Origin of the sequence: Paenibacillus sp. 2TAB23 (assembly GCF_052115165.1) — a bacterium.
Lineage (GTDB): Bacteria > Bacillota > Bacilli > Paenibacillales > Paenibacillaceae > Pristimantibacillus.
Window position 1 is genome coordinate 81,787 of record NZ_JBFRGD010000002.1, and the last position, 15,128, is coordinate 96,914.

Sequence of the window (15,128 nt, forward strand, 5' to 3'; positions counted from 1 at the left end):
GCCGTTACGCTAGCAGTTGCTTCAATTGCTGAAGTCTTTGTGTTGCCGTGTTCATGATCGGCTGAGGCACCGGAGACTCATATTCAAGACCATGTGGAAACGTAGAGCGGCCGATGTAGACGGATTCAATAATCAACACGGCATGAGGCGATTCAAGCTTTCCTTCGATCGCGCGAGTTGTAATTCTCAAGTAATAATCGGAACCGCTGGCGCGATCCTCTAGTTTCAAGTCGTATGTAGCGCGATAATATTCCCACTGCCAACGGACAAAGCCCACCTTTTCAGCGGAATCGTCTAAGTGGTCAAGTTCGCTTTTAACACCGTTTAAGCCGGTATTTTCAATTATCATGGTAGTTCCTCCTAAAGGTTTTGTGAAGCAAAACTGACTTTGTAAGCATATGCTTCCAATTCAAAAGACAGAGTTGTACATTCTTTTCTCATGATAGTATGTTTCCCCAGCAAGCGCAACCCTTACTCCCACCGCTTCGGCTTGCCAAAAGTGACATTTTGAAGAAAAGTAACATTACCAGTGATTCGAAAGTGCTCATGCTTCCTAATAATGCCGTTCTTCTGTTAAACTAGCTGTATGGATATCTTACACTTGGAAGCATAGTCTTGCGAGGATGGTGGCTGAACAGGGTAGGAGCAAGGCAGCAATGTCGTTTCAAAAATGGTAAGGGGGTTTGCGATTTGCAGACAGAGGATATCGTAGATCTAGAGTTAGAGAAGCTGTTGCCTAATATGATTAAATGGCGCAGGCATTTGCATCAATATCCCGAGCTTTCTTTTCATGAGCGAGTAACTTCAAGCTGGATAGCCAGCCAAATGAAAGAGCTTGGCATTGAGGTTCAGACAGGTGTTGGCGGTCATGGCCTTATTGCAGTTATTAAGGGCGAAAAGCCAGGACCGGTTATCGCGTTGAGGGCTGATATTGATGCGCTGCCGATTCAAGACGAGAAAAAGTGCGAATATGCTTCAAAGGTACCGAACGTGATGCACGCGTGCGGACATGATGCACATACAGCAACGATGCTGGCCATCGCAACGTATTTCGCATCTAATCGTTCCAATATAATCGGGGAGCGCAGGCTGCTGTTCCAGCCAGCCGAAGAGGTAACGCCAGGCGGAGCAAAACCAATGATTGAGGATGGCGCGCTGGACGGCGCAGATGTTATTTATGGCGTTCATCTGTGGACGCCGCTTGCACATGGCTTAATAGCGTCCAAGCCGGGTCCTTTTATGGCAGCCGCCGATGAGTTCGTTATCGATATTATCGGACAAGGCGGTCATGGCGGCTTGCCTCATCAAGCTGTAGACGCCATTTTGATTGGGTCAAGCCTTGTACAAGCGGTACAATCGATCGTCAGTCGTAACGTTAATCCGCTTCATCCGGCCGTCGTGACTATCGGTTCCTTTCAAGCGGGCTCGACCAACAATGTCATTGCGGAGCGCTGCAGGCTCAAAGGGACGGTTCGGTCCTTCGATGAGAAGACAAGATGGATGATTCACGACCGGCTTGAATCGCTCGTCACGCATGTTTGCCAAATGCATGGCGCGGAGTACGAGTATCATATGCGAATAGGGTACCCGCCTGTTGTCAATGACGACAGGGAGGCTGAGCGCTTCTTCAAGGTCGGTGAGCGGTTGTTTGGCGAAGCGTCAGTCGTTCGTTCCGAGGCGATAACGGTTGCGGAGGATTTCTCCTATTACCTTGAAAAGGTGCCAGGATGCTTTATGTTCGTAGGAGCGGGCAACGAGAGCTGCGGCGCTACTTATGCCCATCACCATCCAAAGTTCGATATCGACGAGAGGGCAATGAAGCGTGCAGCTAGACTGCTGATCGGATTGTCCGAGGATTACGCGAACAGTAAGGAAATGAATGTTTAAATGTTTAACCAAAAAAAAGGCTGCTGGAGGCGTGATTACACACCATTCGGCAGTCTTTTTGTATATATAAGAATATATATGTTTTCACATATAAATGTGCTTATATATCTAAGCGAAACGACTGCTTTTGCCACATAGGATGGCGACAGCCGTTTCACCTTGTTGGTTATGCAATGAAGCTAATTATCCTCCCATACGGACACGAGCTCATTATATTGATTGTACAGCTCCGCAGGATCGGATTGCTTATTATTCCAAATGTTTGTGGCTCCCCACTGAAGCAGGTCGAATTCGGATGGGCTTAAAACGTCTGCAGAGGTAATGACAACGGTTTGCTTCGCCTCTAGCAAATAAGCACCGAAGGGATACGTTTGGTTGCCGCGCACACTGACGAGCTTCCACCCATTCATTTGGATGTTATCGCTGGTTGTATTGGTTATGGTAACAAGTTCGGCTTGTTTGTCCACCTCGACAACGACTCCGCTTCTTGCTGCCTTTTTGACAGGGAATTCTGTATGTGCGATCTCGGATGAACTGCTCCAAATCCCTTTTTTGTTTTGCTTGGCTTGCTGTTCCAGCTGCTTGTATGCGTTTTCCATCTTGACATTAGGTTCAACGATGAGGACCTTTGCGAGTCCGCTTTCCAGCAACAATTCATTTAAAATGCGGCCATCCTTAAGCTCGACAACTGCAAGTGTACGTTCGAATCGGTCCTTCTGCTCTTTGTCGAAGGTTAGCTTAACCTCCTGCGATTCGGATAGGAGATCCTTTGTAAATGCTGAAGCCTCAAGGCCAAATGCCTCAGGCTCGTTGTTCGGCGTGTGTGTTTCCGGTGTATCCACATACAGCAATCGAATTGTCGTTTCTTCGGAGCCTGTTTGAATCTTGAAGGTATCACCATCTATAAAGTCAGTTACTTGATACCAATGATTCACTTGAACTGCATTCGAGGAAATGCCGGAAATGGCCGAACAGCCGGCTAGCGGCATGCAAATGAGCATGAGGAGAATGATTATAATTCTTTTCATAGATGTTACCTCCAGCCCGATTTGCGGTGAATATTAGATCTTCTTAATTACTATAACACATTTCGCCGTATAATATAGCGCTTACGGGGCAGTGAATCGAGCATAAAAAAGTGTTAATTTTTGCATACTAGGATGAGGAGAGCTATGTTAAGAGGAGGAAGGCTAGAATGCAGGAATCTAACGACAAGCCGTTAATTGTCCAATCGGATCTCATGGTGCTGCTCGATGAGCGGAAGCCTGATGCCCAAAAAGCCAGAGAGAAGCTCGTCCTCTTTATGGATGCTGTTCGCAGGTCTGGTGATATTCATACTTATCAAATGACTCCATTAACGCTTTGGAATGCAGCGTCTACCGGGATGGAAGCCGAGGGCATCGTAAATTTCCTTATGACTTACAGCAGATATGGACTGCCCTATCAAGCTGAACTATTGATTCGGCGCCTGATGGGCAGGTACGGCAAGCTTTGGCTGTCTAACGATTCGGGCAAGCTCGTGCTGCAAGGCGACATGGTGATTATGGATGAGCTGTCCCAGCAAACCTCTATAGTGCCGCTTGTGAAGGAGCATTTGACTGATGGACGATGGCTGCTGGCTGAATATTGTCGAGGGACGCTGAAGCAGGAGCTGACGCGCCTTGGGTACCCAGTTATCGATTTGGCTGGTTATCATACCGGTGAGGAGCTCGTGGTTCAGCTCAGGGAGCGCACGCTTGGCGACAGGAGATTTGATATAAGGGACTACCAGCAGGCTGCCGTAGAGCAGTTCTACAAAGATGGAACCGTTCAGGGCGGGAGCGGAGTTATTGTTCTGCCCTGCGGGGCTGGCAAAACGATAGTTGGAATTGCAGCTCTGGCCCGCTTAGGAAGAGCGACGCTCATTCTTACTTCCAATTCGACTTCGGTGAAGCAGTGGAAGGATGAGCTGCTGGACAAAACGTCCTTACAGGATGCTGAGGTGGGGCAATATGGGGGAATGCTGAAACAGGTTCGGCCTGTTACCATAGCTACTTATCAAATATTGACCCACCGCAAATCAAAGGAAATGCCCTTTACCCATATGAAGCTGTTCACCGAACGCGATTGGGGGCTCATTATTTACGACGAGGTACATCTGCTTCCGGCACCCGTGTTTCGTATGACTGCGGATATACAAGCGACCAGAAGGCTTGGGCTAACCGCAACGCTTGTGCGTGAGGACGGTTGTGCGGAGGACGTTTATTCTCTTATTGGGCCCAAGCAATATGATATGCAATGGAAAACGGCTGAAGCAGCATCTCATATCGCTGCAGTGACGTGTACGGAAATAAGGGTGCCTTTACATAGGAGATCAGTTGCAGCATATGCCGAAGCAAGCGCGAGATCCAAGCTGCGTCTTGCGGCCGAGAATCCGGCTAAATTTTCGATTGTTGAGCAGCTGTTAAGGGAGCATGCGGGTAAACCTACCCTTATCATTGGACAATATTTAAATCAGCTTCATGCGTTATCAACAAAGCTGAGTGTTCCTTTGCTTACTGGTGAAGTTCCACAACAGGAGCGCCAGCTGCTCTACGACCGATTCAGAGCGGGGGAAATCTCCGTGCTAATCGTGTCTAAGATCGCTAACTTTGCCGTGGATTTGCCTGATGCCACCGTAGCTATTCAGCTTTCGGGAAGTTTTGGCTCGAGGCAGGAGGAGGCACAAAGGATTGGAAGGCTGCTGCGTCCAAAAGCAGGGATGAATAAAGCGTGGTTTTTCACGCTAGTAACAGACGAGACAAAAGAGATGGAATTCGCAATGAAACGGCAGCTGTTTATGCTGGAGCAGGGCTATCCCTATGAACGACTGCTCTATCCGGAAATGATAGACAGGCATGAGGAGGCAGCCGCCCAATGAGGATGAAGCAGCTGTTATCCAAGCTTTCCCCTGAACGGCTGGAAGGATATCTTCAAACGCCGGTGTGGATAGAAGCAAAACATAAGGGCATCGCATGGCAGAAAGCAGCAGTTAGTCAAGATGCCATTCAAGAAGCAACTGGAAAACTGACAGATTACGGGTTAGAAGTCATCAAGTTCTTTATCCGCAAATATGCAGCAGCTCCTGTCGAACGGGAGCAGCTCGTCAAAATGCTGCGCGCAGGCACCTCGTTATCCGGTGCGGAATGTCAGCTCGGCATCAGCGAGCTTGAGGAAGCGGGCATCCTATTGTCTGTTAAGAAAGTATGGGGTGAAAGCCACTATTTTATGGCGGCAGAATGTTTCATCGTCTGGCAGACGGTTTTATTTCCTTATAAGCCGAAGCCGCTGAGCACGGAGGAAAAGGATCGACTAGCAAGTGGGAGCATGTATGCCTATCAAAGACCATTTGGCAGACAGCTGCTCAGTGCTTTCGCTGAGCTTGGCAGAAGCGGTTTAGGACTTACCGTACACGGCGTGCTGCCCAAGAAGACGATAGCCAAGCTTGACCATATAGTATCTATAGAAGAACGTGTTCTTTCAGCTTTTCAACTAAAATGGGCACATCCAGATGCTTATCCGCTTCCAGTTGCCTTCATTCTGCAGGCAGGTGCCGCGTTAGGGGTATTATCCAACGAAAGCGGCAGCATGATCTGGAATGCCGGCAAGCTTCAGCAATGGCTTCAGCTCAGCAGGGCATCTCGCGAAGGTCAACTCATGAATTGGAGCATAGAGCTGTTGGTCCCTGCAGGAGGGGAAAGTGCCAATTGTGCAGCGGCCATGCTGGATTTGCAGCCAGGAGTATGGTACTCGAATATGGGCCTCGACAGTTGGCTTGCAGACAGCGAGTTCGCGCCAGCGTCGGAAAAATGGTGCAAGCTATGGCAGAGCATGGGGTGGCTTGATGTTATGGAAAGCCGCCGAGTGAACGGCACTGAGCTGTTTTTCCGCTGGAAGGAAGAAGCACCTTTGAGATCTCACCAATTGGAGCAAACTCTAGAAGACGAAGCGTGCTTGTCCGTACTGCCAAGCGGTGAAATCATCGCTGATCCAGAATGCTCATTCACAGTCAGGTGGGAGCTTGAACTCATTGCCGAAAAAAAATCTGAGGAGCAGGCAGCAGTTTACCGGCTTGAAGCCGCATCCATTGCGCGAGCAATAGAACGAGGCAGGACGCGTGCGTCCATTCAGCGTTTCCTTGAAGGAGCTGCAGGCATGGAAAAACTGCCACCTACCGTTGAAGCATTGTTGGAAACCTGGTCGAGCAGAGCAGGCCGTACGGTTTTCGCCGAGGTTTTGCTGCTTCGATGCGAGGACGAACAGGTTGCGGCGCTTATTTCAAATGATAGGCATTTGGCTCCTTTTCTAAAGCAAAAGCTTGGATTAACGGATTTCATCGTGGAGCAATCACAATTGAGTGAAATCAGACGTTTGCTTCAGAAAGCGGGTTATCCGGCACGCAAAACAATAATGTCCGAGAAAGATCTAGAAAAGGGATTGCACGCTTACCCTGCTTTTATGGAACAACTGGAGCGTGAATCAGAAAGTGACATTCCTATTTCAGAAGAGCGATATGATGAAACACCGTTATTTATATATGAGCCGTATCCGCTTCATCATTTTGAGCTTAACGCTCATATGGAGAAAGAGTCGCTGCATGCTTGGTCACAGCTGGACCGAGTCCCAGCTATGTGGACCAAGCAGCTGCGCGCATATCATCACTCTACTAGAAGGGAACTCATCGAACAGGCGCTGCAATGGCAAACGCCGATACAACTGCGCATGGAACGAGGACTGTTTGCCTTTGTCCCTGAGAAGCTTGAACAGCAGGGCAATGGATGGGCGGTTATTGGCTTGCTGAGAGACGAACCAAGGGAGACTATTCGGTTGACACCGGACATGTGGGGAGAAATGCGGCTGCTTATTCCTGGTCAGGAAAGCCAAATATAATTTCTATGTATTGGTTAAGAGGTTATGATATGATAGTGTAGAATGTAGTGAAATGAAATGAGGTGGACGAATGCCAACTGCTGAAGGTTTAACGGCTATTCAGTTGGAGCAACCGCAAGGCGGCGTTACTTCTCTCGATATGGCATCGCTGTTGCTTTGCGCCTATGAGCTTGGAGATTGGATCAATCAATCGGCGGAAGTTGCCGAGTATTTATATTGGAAGACCGCTGTAAACGAAGACGAGCAAGTCAAGCAGGTTACGAGACGCTTCGCTAAGGCGAAAGAACTCTTTGTCGAGTGCGAGCGTTTTGGGCGCTTTCATCCTGATTATAACGAAGCCAAGGATAAAGTGAAGCTAATTGAACGCGAGCTCAGTGAAATGGAGAGTGTTCGCCGCTTCAAAGCTGCCGAGCAGGTCGTAGATGAAATGCTATATGAGGTTTCCCGTACGATCGCTGAGTCAGTGTCGGACAATATAAAGGTCCCTGGCAATGAAAAAGCTGGCGGGGGCGGAAGCTGCGGCAGCGGTGGTTCTTGCAGTTGCGGAAGTGGCGGCTGCGGCTAGTTCCAAGCTTCTTATTATTGAAGCAAAAGCGATTGATGCAGGTTTGCGATGCAAACCTTTTAGGAGGGAAAGGATGCTACCGGAACGAACGGGTTACATTGTGTGGGTAAGCGATTTGAAAGCAGCAAGGTCGTTAGAGAGATTTGGCACCGTCCACTATATGTCCCGCAAGATGCATTACGTTGTGATGTATATGAATGCCGAACGATCGGAAGAGGCTGTGCGGCAGATGGGCAAGCTTTCTTACGTAAGAAAGATTGAACGCTCCTATCGCAACGAAATCAAGACCGAATACAGCAAGGACAGCGAAGACAAAACGAGATTCTATAGCCTCTAATTAATAGGACCTGGCAAGCTGCAGCATACAGAGTGGTCATGCAATAAAGTAAATATTTTATTCATCGTTATAAAAGACGCTTCTCCGTGTTCATAAACGCTGAGAAGTGTCTTTTTTATAATTTTTACTCCAAAAACTGTAAAATATGGTCGGACTTTATTTTATTGTTGAAATCTCGGACAATCGTGATAGAATGGAATTAAATTCATGGTATAAAAGACCTGGGTCCTGGGAAGGAGTGCGATGCGAAGTGAAAGATAGAATGACGAGAAGATGGAGTACGTATGAGTCGTTTTATATTGATCTCGGTGATAAGAAAGTAGCAGATATCGTCATCACAAACCACGCCAAGAGCCGCTGGCTGGATCGGATTGAAAGCGAGAAAACCGGCTTTGAAGATATTGCCGAGTTTTTGTGGGAATGCTTGAAGCAAGGTCGTATCGAATCATATTACCGCAACGAGCAGGATGTTTATTTAATAGACGATGACCTCGTATTTGTTGCTGAATTCGCGGAATCGATGACGGAAACGGACATTACCGGCACTCCCTTACATAAGATGATCATCGTAACTTTCCTGGGTCGAATGTCTGAAACCATTGAACTTAGAGATCTGAAATCATACTATTCCTGGCTCCGCCACTCTCGGCGCATGACGCTTGTAAAAAGCAGCAGAAAACGCAAATAATGAAGACTAATGCTACCATATTCGAGCATGCAATCATAAATGATTGCATGCTTTTTTATTGATCTTGGCAGATTGTGTACAGGGTTTGTAGTATAATAATCACCAGAAGAAAGGATGGTCGACACATGGCGCTTAATTTTCATCAGCTGCACATTTTTTGCACGGTTGCAGAACGTGGCAGTTTTTCGGCTGCGGCTCAATCTTTACATATGACTCAGCCGGCAGTTACGATGCAGGTGCAGTCGCTGGAGGATTATTTCGGCACCAAGCTGCTTCAACGTTCGACGAAACGAATCGACCTTACTGAAGCAGGACGGGCACTGATGCCATATGCGCAGAGAAGCATCGATCTGATAAGAGATACAGATCAAGCGATGTCCGCATTCACGAAACAATTGAAGGGCAGGCTTCAGCTTGGTTCAAGCCTGACAATCGGCGAATATATATTACCAAGGCTGCTCGGGCCTTTCGGACAGGAATATCCGCATATTTCAATCAGCATGAAGGTGATGAACACCTCGCAAATTATGGAGGATATTCTTAGTCACCAGCTTAATTTTGGACTAATTGAGGCACCAATCAATCATCCTGACATGCATATGGAAGCTGTGATGAGTGATGAACTGCGACTGATCGTGTCTAAGTCTCATCCCCTGTCGGAACGGGAATCGGTTACATTAGAGGAGGCGATGGCTTACCCCTTCGTTCTGCGCGAGCAAGGCTCTGGCACAAGGCTTGTCATGGAAGAGCAATTAAGAAATAAAAATATAGACCCGGCGTCGATGAAAATCGTGATGGAGCTTGGCAGTACGGGAGCCGTGAAATCAGCGGTTGAAGCGGGCCTAGGCATTTCGATTATTTCCTCCTCATCGGTCAAGCATGAGGTTGCGCTCGATTTAATTCGAATGATTAAAGTATCAGACTCAAAATTCCAAAGGCAATTTTATTCCATTTATTTGAAATCTGCCATATTGCCGATTTCAGCCGTAACCTTTTTGTCCTTTTTGAGAGAGAGGGATCTTCAACAATGGCTATAGCAAATGGACTTGCCGATTTGCATACGCATACGACTGCGTCGGACGGAATGCATGCTCCAGCTTCAAACGTGCGGTTGGCAAAGGAAGCTGGGCTTACGGCGATTGCAATTACTGATCATGATACAGTCGCTGGCGTCGAAGAAGCTGCTGCCGAAGGCGAGAGGCTCGGCATCACCGTTGTTCCCGGCGTTGAGGTGAGCACGTTTGCTGCTGGAGTTGATATTCATATATTGGGTTATTATACGAATAATGAAGATCAATCATGGCTTTCGCGGCTTGCGAGCTTGCGTGGACTGAGAGACCGTCGAAATGAAATGATCGTGGACAGGCTGAGAGAGCTCGGTATTGCCGTTACTATGGAGGATGTGATAGCTGCAGCGCATGGTGATCGTACGAGAAGCGAGCTGCAATCCGCTGCTGTCAGCATTGGCCGTCCACATATCGCGGCAGCGCTTATCGCCAAAGGAGCAGTATCGAATATAAGAGAAGCATTCGATCGTTATTTGGCCACTGGTGCCGCTGCTTACGTCAATCCGCCGAGATTGCAACCATTCGAGGCGATCGATTGGATACGAGAGGCAGGCGGTACGAGCGTAATTGCGCATCCGGGCTTGTACGGAAATGATGCATTGGTCGAGGAGATCATACAGTACGGGGCTCAAGGCATAGAGGTATATCACTCAGACCATGGACCTCAGGATGAACGCCGATATGCGGAGCTGGCAGACCGCTACCAGTTGATCGTTACAGGCGGATCAGACTTTCATGGTTCGCGAGAGGGCATCATTTTTCATGGTGCAGTAGGCAGCCGTACAGTAAGCGCAGCTGTGCTTAGGCAGCTACAGCCCTCATGGAGAAGAGAGCGGGATGACATCTAGGCGACGAAGCTGTTCCGATAATAAAAACAAAACACGGCGGCTTATTCCATGAGAATAAGCTGCCGTGTTTTTGCGTTGGAGAAATAAAAGGATGCTATTTCAATACACAAGGTAGCGATTTAATGCGCCGCTCATCTGGTGTAACGAATAAGGTTTTCTGATTGTCGTAAATTACAAAGCCGGGCTTTGCTCCGTTTGGTTTGCGCACATGACGAATCGTTGTGTAATCGACGGGAATTGAGCTGGAATCGCGTGCCTGGCTGTAATGTGCGGAAAGCATTGCGGCTTCCTCAAGGGTAGCGTTGCCGAAGTCGCCGCCTCTAATGACCACATGTGAACCTGGAATATCCTTGGTATGCAGCCATGTGTCAGAGGGGGAAGCGAGCCGATTGGTCAAATATTCGTTTTGGGTATTGTTCTTGCCCACAAATATAGCGGCACCCTCGGAGGACGTGAAGCATAACAAAGTTGGCTTCAGCACTTTTTTCTTCTTCGGACCGCGTCGTCCGCGCTCTTTCATGTAGCCCTGCTCTACAAGCTCGTCCCGAATTTCACTTATATCGCCAAGTGAAGCGTTATCGACCTGCTGAAGCAGTGATTCGAAATAGGCTATTTCGGTGCGTGCAAGCTCCATTTGCTCGGCAACGATAGACAAGCTGTTTTTGTGCTTGGTATAACGGCGGAAATAACGCTGTGCATTATCCGATGGGGTAAGCTGCGGATCAAGATCGATCTTCACTACTGCCTGCTCTTCGTCATAGAAATTGATCAGCTCAATGAAAGTATCCCCTCGTTTGATTTGATGCATGTAGGCTGTAAGAAGCTCGCCGAGCACTCTGAATTTTTCGGCATCCTTTGCCTCTACAAGCGTATCCTCAAGCTTTTTGATTTTGGTAATGTTTTTTGCTTTCTCGTTTTGAACGAATCGAATAAGATCCGCTGCCCGCTGCTTAACCGTATCGCGCTCGGCTTTGTTGCCATAGAAGCCTTCAAGGCAAGCGCTTATATCTGGAAATAGCTCGGCTTCACCCTCTATATGTGTCAGTTCTGTAATGGAGAAAAACGATTTTCCCGTATCCGAATTGGTTTTTATAGTCGGCGTGAATTGGTTGCTTTTTACTTGCTGAATGAAATCATTGTAGCTGTTCCACACCTCGGTCAGCGTATGCGGAGCATCTTCATCTTGATCAGCATGCGCGCGATGCACAAGCTCTTTTGCCAGCAAAGGGCTAAATCCGCTAAGCTTCTCGACCAGCCTTTTGTACAAGGGCGCTTCCTCGTCACTGTCGCTCAGCGCATCCAGAAAGGCTTGCTCGGTCTCAATCGCTAGGGGATCGATCTTTCCCTGCTCCGGAGGAGATGTGTAGGTGCTGCCTGGCAATACGATCCGATGGGTGCTGATGGCGGGCGTAACATGGTGGATGCCGTCATGAATCATGCCCGTAGCCGGATCCATCAGAATAATGTTGCTGTGACGACCCATAATCTCGACGATGATCGTTTTGTTCGATAAATCGCCCAGCTCATCCCGATGCTTGACCTCAATATGAATAATGCGTTCGCGGCCCACTTGTCGAATCGATTCAATGAGTCCGCCCTCGCAGTGCTTCCGAAGCAGCATACAGAACATAGGCGCTTCCATCGGGTTGACGTACGTGCCTGTCGTCCAGTGTACGCGGGGATAAGTAGGGTTGGCAGAAAGCAAAAGCTTGCCCTGCATGCCTGCTCCCCGAATGCTGAATACGAGCTCGTGATTGGTAGGCTGGTGGATTTTATGTATACGCGCGCCAACGCAGCGCTGCAGGTCTTGCGTAATGGCATGGGTGACGATGCCGTCTAAAGCCATGGTGTAAGTTCCTCGCTTTCTTGATAAGTCTTTCTCTATCATGCCATAGTTGAGCCAAAAACTTAAGTCTTTTCAGGGATATTTTATAGGCTGTCCGAATACATTTACCCTAGAAGGCTGTCCGATGGACTCTTGTCTGCTTGGCTCGGCATATTACGGGAGGGAGTTATTCCATGGAACAAATGAAATGGCATCAAATGGGAACGAGTGAGCTGATTGACGTATTAGCCAGCTCCCCGAATCAGGGGCTGACGACGTCGGAAGCGGCGCAGCGGCTGGAGAAGAATGGACATAATGAATTGACAGAGGGCAAGCGGGTTTCCCCTATTCTGCTTTTCCTCAATCAATTTAAAGATTTTATGGTGCTTGTGTTGATGGGAGCAACATTAATTTCAGGACTGCTCGGTGAGTACTTGGACGCCATCACAATCGTAGCCATAATCGGTCTCAATGCGGTGCTGGGCTTTGTGCAAGAATTCAGGGCAGAGCGCTCCCTGCGAGCGCTCAAAGAGCTTTCGGCGCCGACTGCGAAGGTATACAGAAGCGGGGAGTTACATTCGGTTCCTGCCAAGGAGCTTGTCGCAGGCGATCTCATTTATTTGGAAAGCGGGGACCGAATTCCTGCAGATGTTCGGTTTCTTGAAGCGAATAGCTGTTATGTAGAGGAGTCGGCCTTGACGGGGGAATCGGTTCCGGTTGGCAAGCATTCCGCAGCGATTGCAGATGAGGACTTGCCGCTTGGCGATCAGCGAAATATGGGCTTCATGGGAACGATGCTTACGAGGGGGACGGCAAAGGCCGTTGTCATTCGTACAGGCATGGAAACGGAAATGGGCAAGATCGCTGGACTTATCCAGCAGACGGAGTCGATGGAGACACCGCTTCAGCATCGTTTGGAGCAGCTTGGGAAAATTTTGATAGTCGTGGCGATCGGCTTGACCATCATGGTCGTCGTTGCGGGCATTCTACATGGACAGCCTGCTTACGGGATGTTCCTTGCAGGCGTCAGCTTGGCCGTAGCTGCTATCCCCGAAGGCCTTCCGGCAATCGTTACGATCGCGCTTGCGCTTGGCGTACAGCGAATGATCAAACGGAAGGCTATCGTGCGCAAGCTGCCATCGGTGGAGACGCTCGGCTGCGCCTCGGTTATTTGTTCGGACAAAACAGGTACCCTCACGCAAAATAAAATGACCGTCACGCATGTATGGCTCGGAGGCAGGCAGCTTGAGGTAAGCGGCGAAGGCTATGAACCGACTGGCGCTATCTATGAAGCGGGCAATGCGCTCGACATCAAGCATGATCAAGCGATTAAACGGCTTCTTCAAGTAAGCGCGCTTTGCAACAACGCTCAAATCGTCAAGGTAGAAGCAGTCGAAACGGGCAAGCGCAAGAGCAAAGAAATCCAAGAGGAATGGACGCTTAAAGGCGATCCGACAGAGGGGGCATTGGCGGTGCTTTCCGCTAAGCTTGGCTCTTCAGCAAAGTCGCTTGAGCAGCTGTACAAACGGGAGAAGGAGTTTCCTTTCGATTCCGAAAGAAAAAGAATGTCCGTCGTTGTATCACACCAAGGCGGCAGGCTCATCTGCACAAAAGGCGCTCCCGACCTACTAATGGATCATTGCGCCTATGTGCTGTGGGAAGGGAAGGTCGTTCCGTTTACCTCTACGCTTAAACGGAAATGCGCCGAGGCTGGCGAACAGATGGCACAGTCAGCGCTTCGTGTTCTGGGGCTTGCCTATCGTGATTTACGGGCGGGTGATGCTTGCGAGACAGAAGCGGATGCGGAGTGCCAGCTCGTATTCGTCGGACTAACCGGAATGATCGACCCTCCGCGCCGCGAGGTAAAGGAAGCGATCGCGACCTGCAGGCGGGCAGGAATCAAAACGGTGATGATCACGGGCGACCACCAATTAACGGCTGAAGCAATCGCCGGGCAGCTCGGCATTATGCCGCGCGGGGGCATTGCCATGAGCGGCAGGCAGCTTGAAGCGATGGACGATGAACAGCTTGACCGTTTAGTCGACAATATTTATGTTTACGCAAGGGTTTCTCCTGAGCATAAATTGCGGATTGTCAAAGCACTTCAGCGCCAAGGTCATGTCGTAGCGATGACCGGGGACGGCGTGAATGACGCGCCAGCCATCAAAGCGGCGGATATCGGCATTGCAATGGGGATCACAGGCACGGACGTTACGAAGGAAGCCTCAGCGCTCGTGCTGAGTGATGACAACTTCTCTACGATTGTTGCGGCAATTGAAGAGGGGCGGGGAATCTATGAGAATATCCGTAAATTCATTCGTTATTTGCTGGCTTCCAATGTAGGGGAAATTCTTGTTATGTTCCTAGCGATGATGGCGGGGCTTCCGCTACCGCTGGTCCCGATCCAAATTTTGTGGGTGAACCTCGTTACGGATGGCTTGCCGGCGATGGCGCTCGGCGTTGACCAGGCAGAGAAGGATCTTATGCAGCAAAAGCCCCGCTCGGCTAAAGAGAGTATTTTCTCCCGCAGATTGGGCTGGAAAATCATTAGCCGCGGCATTCTCATCGGCGTCTGCACGCTTGGCGCATTTTGGATTACGCTGCATGATGCGCCTGGCAGCGCTGGCAGCGCTGCGCAGCTTATGAAAGCACAGACCGTCGCATTCGCAACATTAGTCATGGCACAGCTTATACATGTGTTCGACTGCCGGAGCTCACGCTCGATTTTTCATCGGAACCCGTTTCAAAACAAATATTTGGTGCTGGCCGTGCTGTCCTCGCTGCTTCTTATGATCGGGGTCCTTTATATCGAAGCGCTGCAGCCCATATTCAAAACGGTTCCGCTTAACTTCCGTGAATGGTGTCTCGTATTTGTTGCAGCAGGAATTCCGACGTTCCTAATGGGAATTGGCAGCGTGCTCGGTACTTCAAACAAAAAGAAGAACAAAACGAAATGGCCGATCGGGCCGCAAACCGCGGCAAGATAGCAAATAAATACAAATC

12 protein-coding genes are annotated in these 15,128 nt (G+C 49.2%); 9 read left to right on the forward strand and 3 right to left on the reverse strand.

Annotated elements, in window-relative coordinates; genetic code table 11:
* Positions 1-4: 4 nt before the first annotated feature.
* Entirely contained in the window at positions 5-349 is a 345-nt protein-coding gene (locus tag AB4Z29_RS03050) for a YugN family protein (RefSeq protein WP_441941656.1), read from the reverse strand.
* Positions 350-690: 341 nt separating this feature from the next.
* On the opposite strand from AB4Z29_RS03050, the gene AB4Z29_RS03055 reads away from it, so the two are divergent.
* Entirely contained in the window at positions 691-1,887 is a 1,197-nt protein-coding gene (locus AB4Z29_RS03055) for a M20 family metallopeptidase (protein WP_441941657.1), read from the forward strand.
* Between the two features lie 179 nt (positions 1,888-2,066).
* Here AB4Z29_RS03055 and AB4Z29_RS03060 read toward each other — a convergent pair whose 3' ends face one another.
* Entirely contained in the window at positions 2,067-2,915 is an 849-nt protein-coding gene (locus tag AB4Z29_RS03060; protein ID WP_441941658.1) for a thermonuclease family protein, read from the reverse strand.
* 167 nt (positions 2,916-3,082) lie between these two features.
* Between AB4Z29_RS03060 and AB4Z29_RS03065 the strand changes: the two genes are divergently transcribed.
* The 7 genes from AB4Z29_RS03065 to AB4Z29_RS03095 all read left to right on the forward strand — a co-directional run bounded on the left by AB4Z29_RS03065 (position 3,083) and on the right by AB4Z29_RS03095 (position 10,300).
* The gene (locus tag AB4Z29_RS03065; protein ID WP_441941659.1) at positions 3,083-4,786 is read left to right on the forward strand and encodes a DNA repair helicase XPB; all 1,704 of its coding nucleotides are present in this window, start codon (positions 3,083-3,085) and stop codon (positions 4,784-4,786) included.
* On the forward strand, positions 4,783-6,795 hold the full coding sequence (locus tag AB4Z29_RS03070) for a helicase-associated domain-containing protein (RefSeq protein ID WP_441941660.1): 2,013 nt from the start codon (positions 4,783-4,785) through the stop codon (positions 6,793-6,795). Before AB4Z29_RS03065 ends, AB4Z29_RS03070 begins: the two co-directional genes overlap by 4 nt.
* Before the next feature lie 70 nt (positions 6,796-6,865).
* Positions 6,866-7,360 (forward strand): YlbF family regulator, encoded by a 495-nt coding sequence (locus AB4Z29_RS03075; protein ID WP_441941661.1) that lies wholly within the window; start codon positions 6,866-6,868, stop codon positions 7,358-7,360.
* A gap of 73 nt (positions 7,361-7,433) precedes the next feature.
* Entirely contained in the window at positions 7,434-7,697 is a 264-nt protein-coding gene (locus tag AB4Z29_RS03080) for a YlbG family protein (protein WP_138751699.1), read from the forward strand.
* Between the two features lie 262 nt (positions 7,698-7,959).
* Positions 7,960-8,385, forward strand: a complete 426-nt coding sequence (locus tag AB4Z29_RS03085; RefSeq protein ID WP_246431717.1) for a hypothetical protein — start codon at positions 7,960-7,962, stop codon at positions 8,383-8,385.
* 125 nt (positions 8,386-8,510) lie between these two features.
* Positions 8,511-9,422: a selenium metabolism-associated LysR family transcriptional regulator gene (locus AB4Z29_RS03090; RefSeq protein ID WP_183561933.1), complete on the forward strand. Its 912-nt coding sequence runs from the start codon at positions 8,511-8,513 to the stop codon at positions 9,420-9,422.
* A complete protein-coding gene (locus tag AB4Z29_RS03095; protein WP_441941662.1) occupies positions 9,413-10,300 on the forward strand; it encodes a PHP domain-containing protein in 888 nt (295 codons plus the stop codon). The genes AB4Z29_RS03090 and AB4Z29_RS03095 overlap by 10 nt, the downstream gene beginning before the upstream one ends.
* Before the next feature lie 94 nt (positions 10,301-10,394).
* On the opposite strand, the gene AB4Z29_RS03100 is transcribed toward AB4Z29_RS03095, so the two are convergent.
* Positions 10,395-12,146 (reverse strand): Rqc2 family fibronectin-binding protein, encoded by a 1,752-nt coding sequence (locus AB4Z29_RS03100; RefSeq protein ID WP_441941663.1) that lies wholly within the window; start codon positions 12,144-12,146, stop codon positions 10,395-10,397.
* 173 nt (positions 12,147-12,319) lie between these two features.
* Between AB4Z29_RS03100 and AB4Z29_RS03105 the strand changes: the two genes are divergently transcribed.
* Positions 12,320-15,112, forward strand: a complete 2,793-nt coding sequence (locus tag AB4Z29_RS03105) for a calcium-translocating P-type ATPase, SERCA-type (protein ID WP_441941664.1) — start codon at positions 12,320-12,322, stop codon at positions 15,110-15,112.
* The last annotated feature ends 16 nt before the right edge of the window (positions 15,113-15,128 follow it).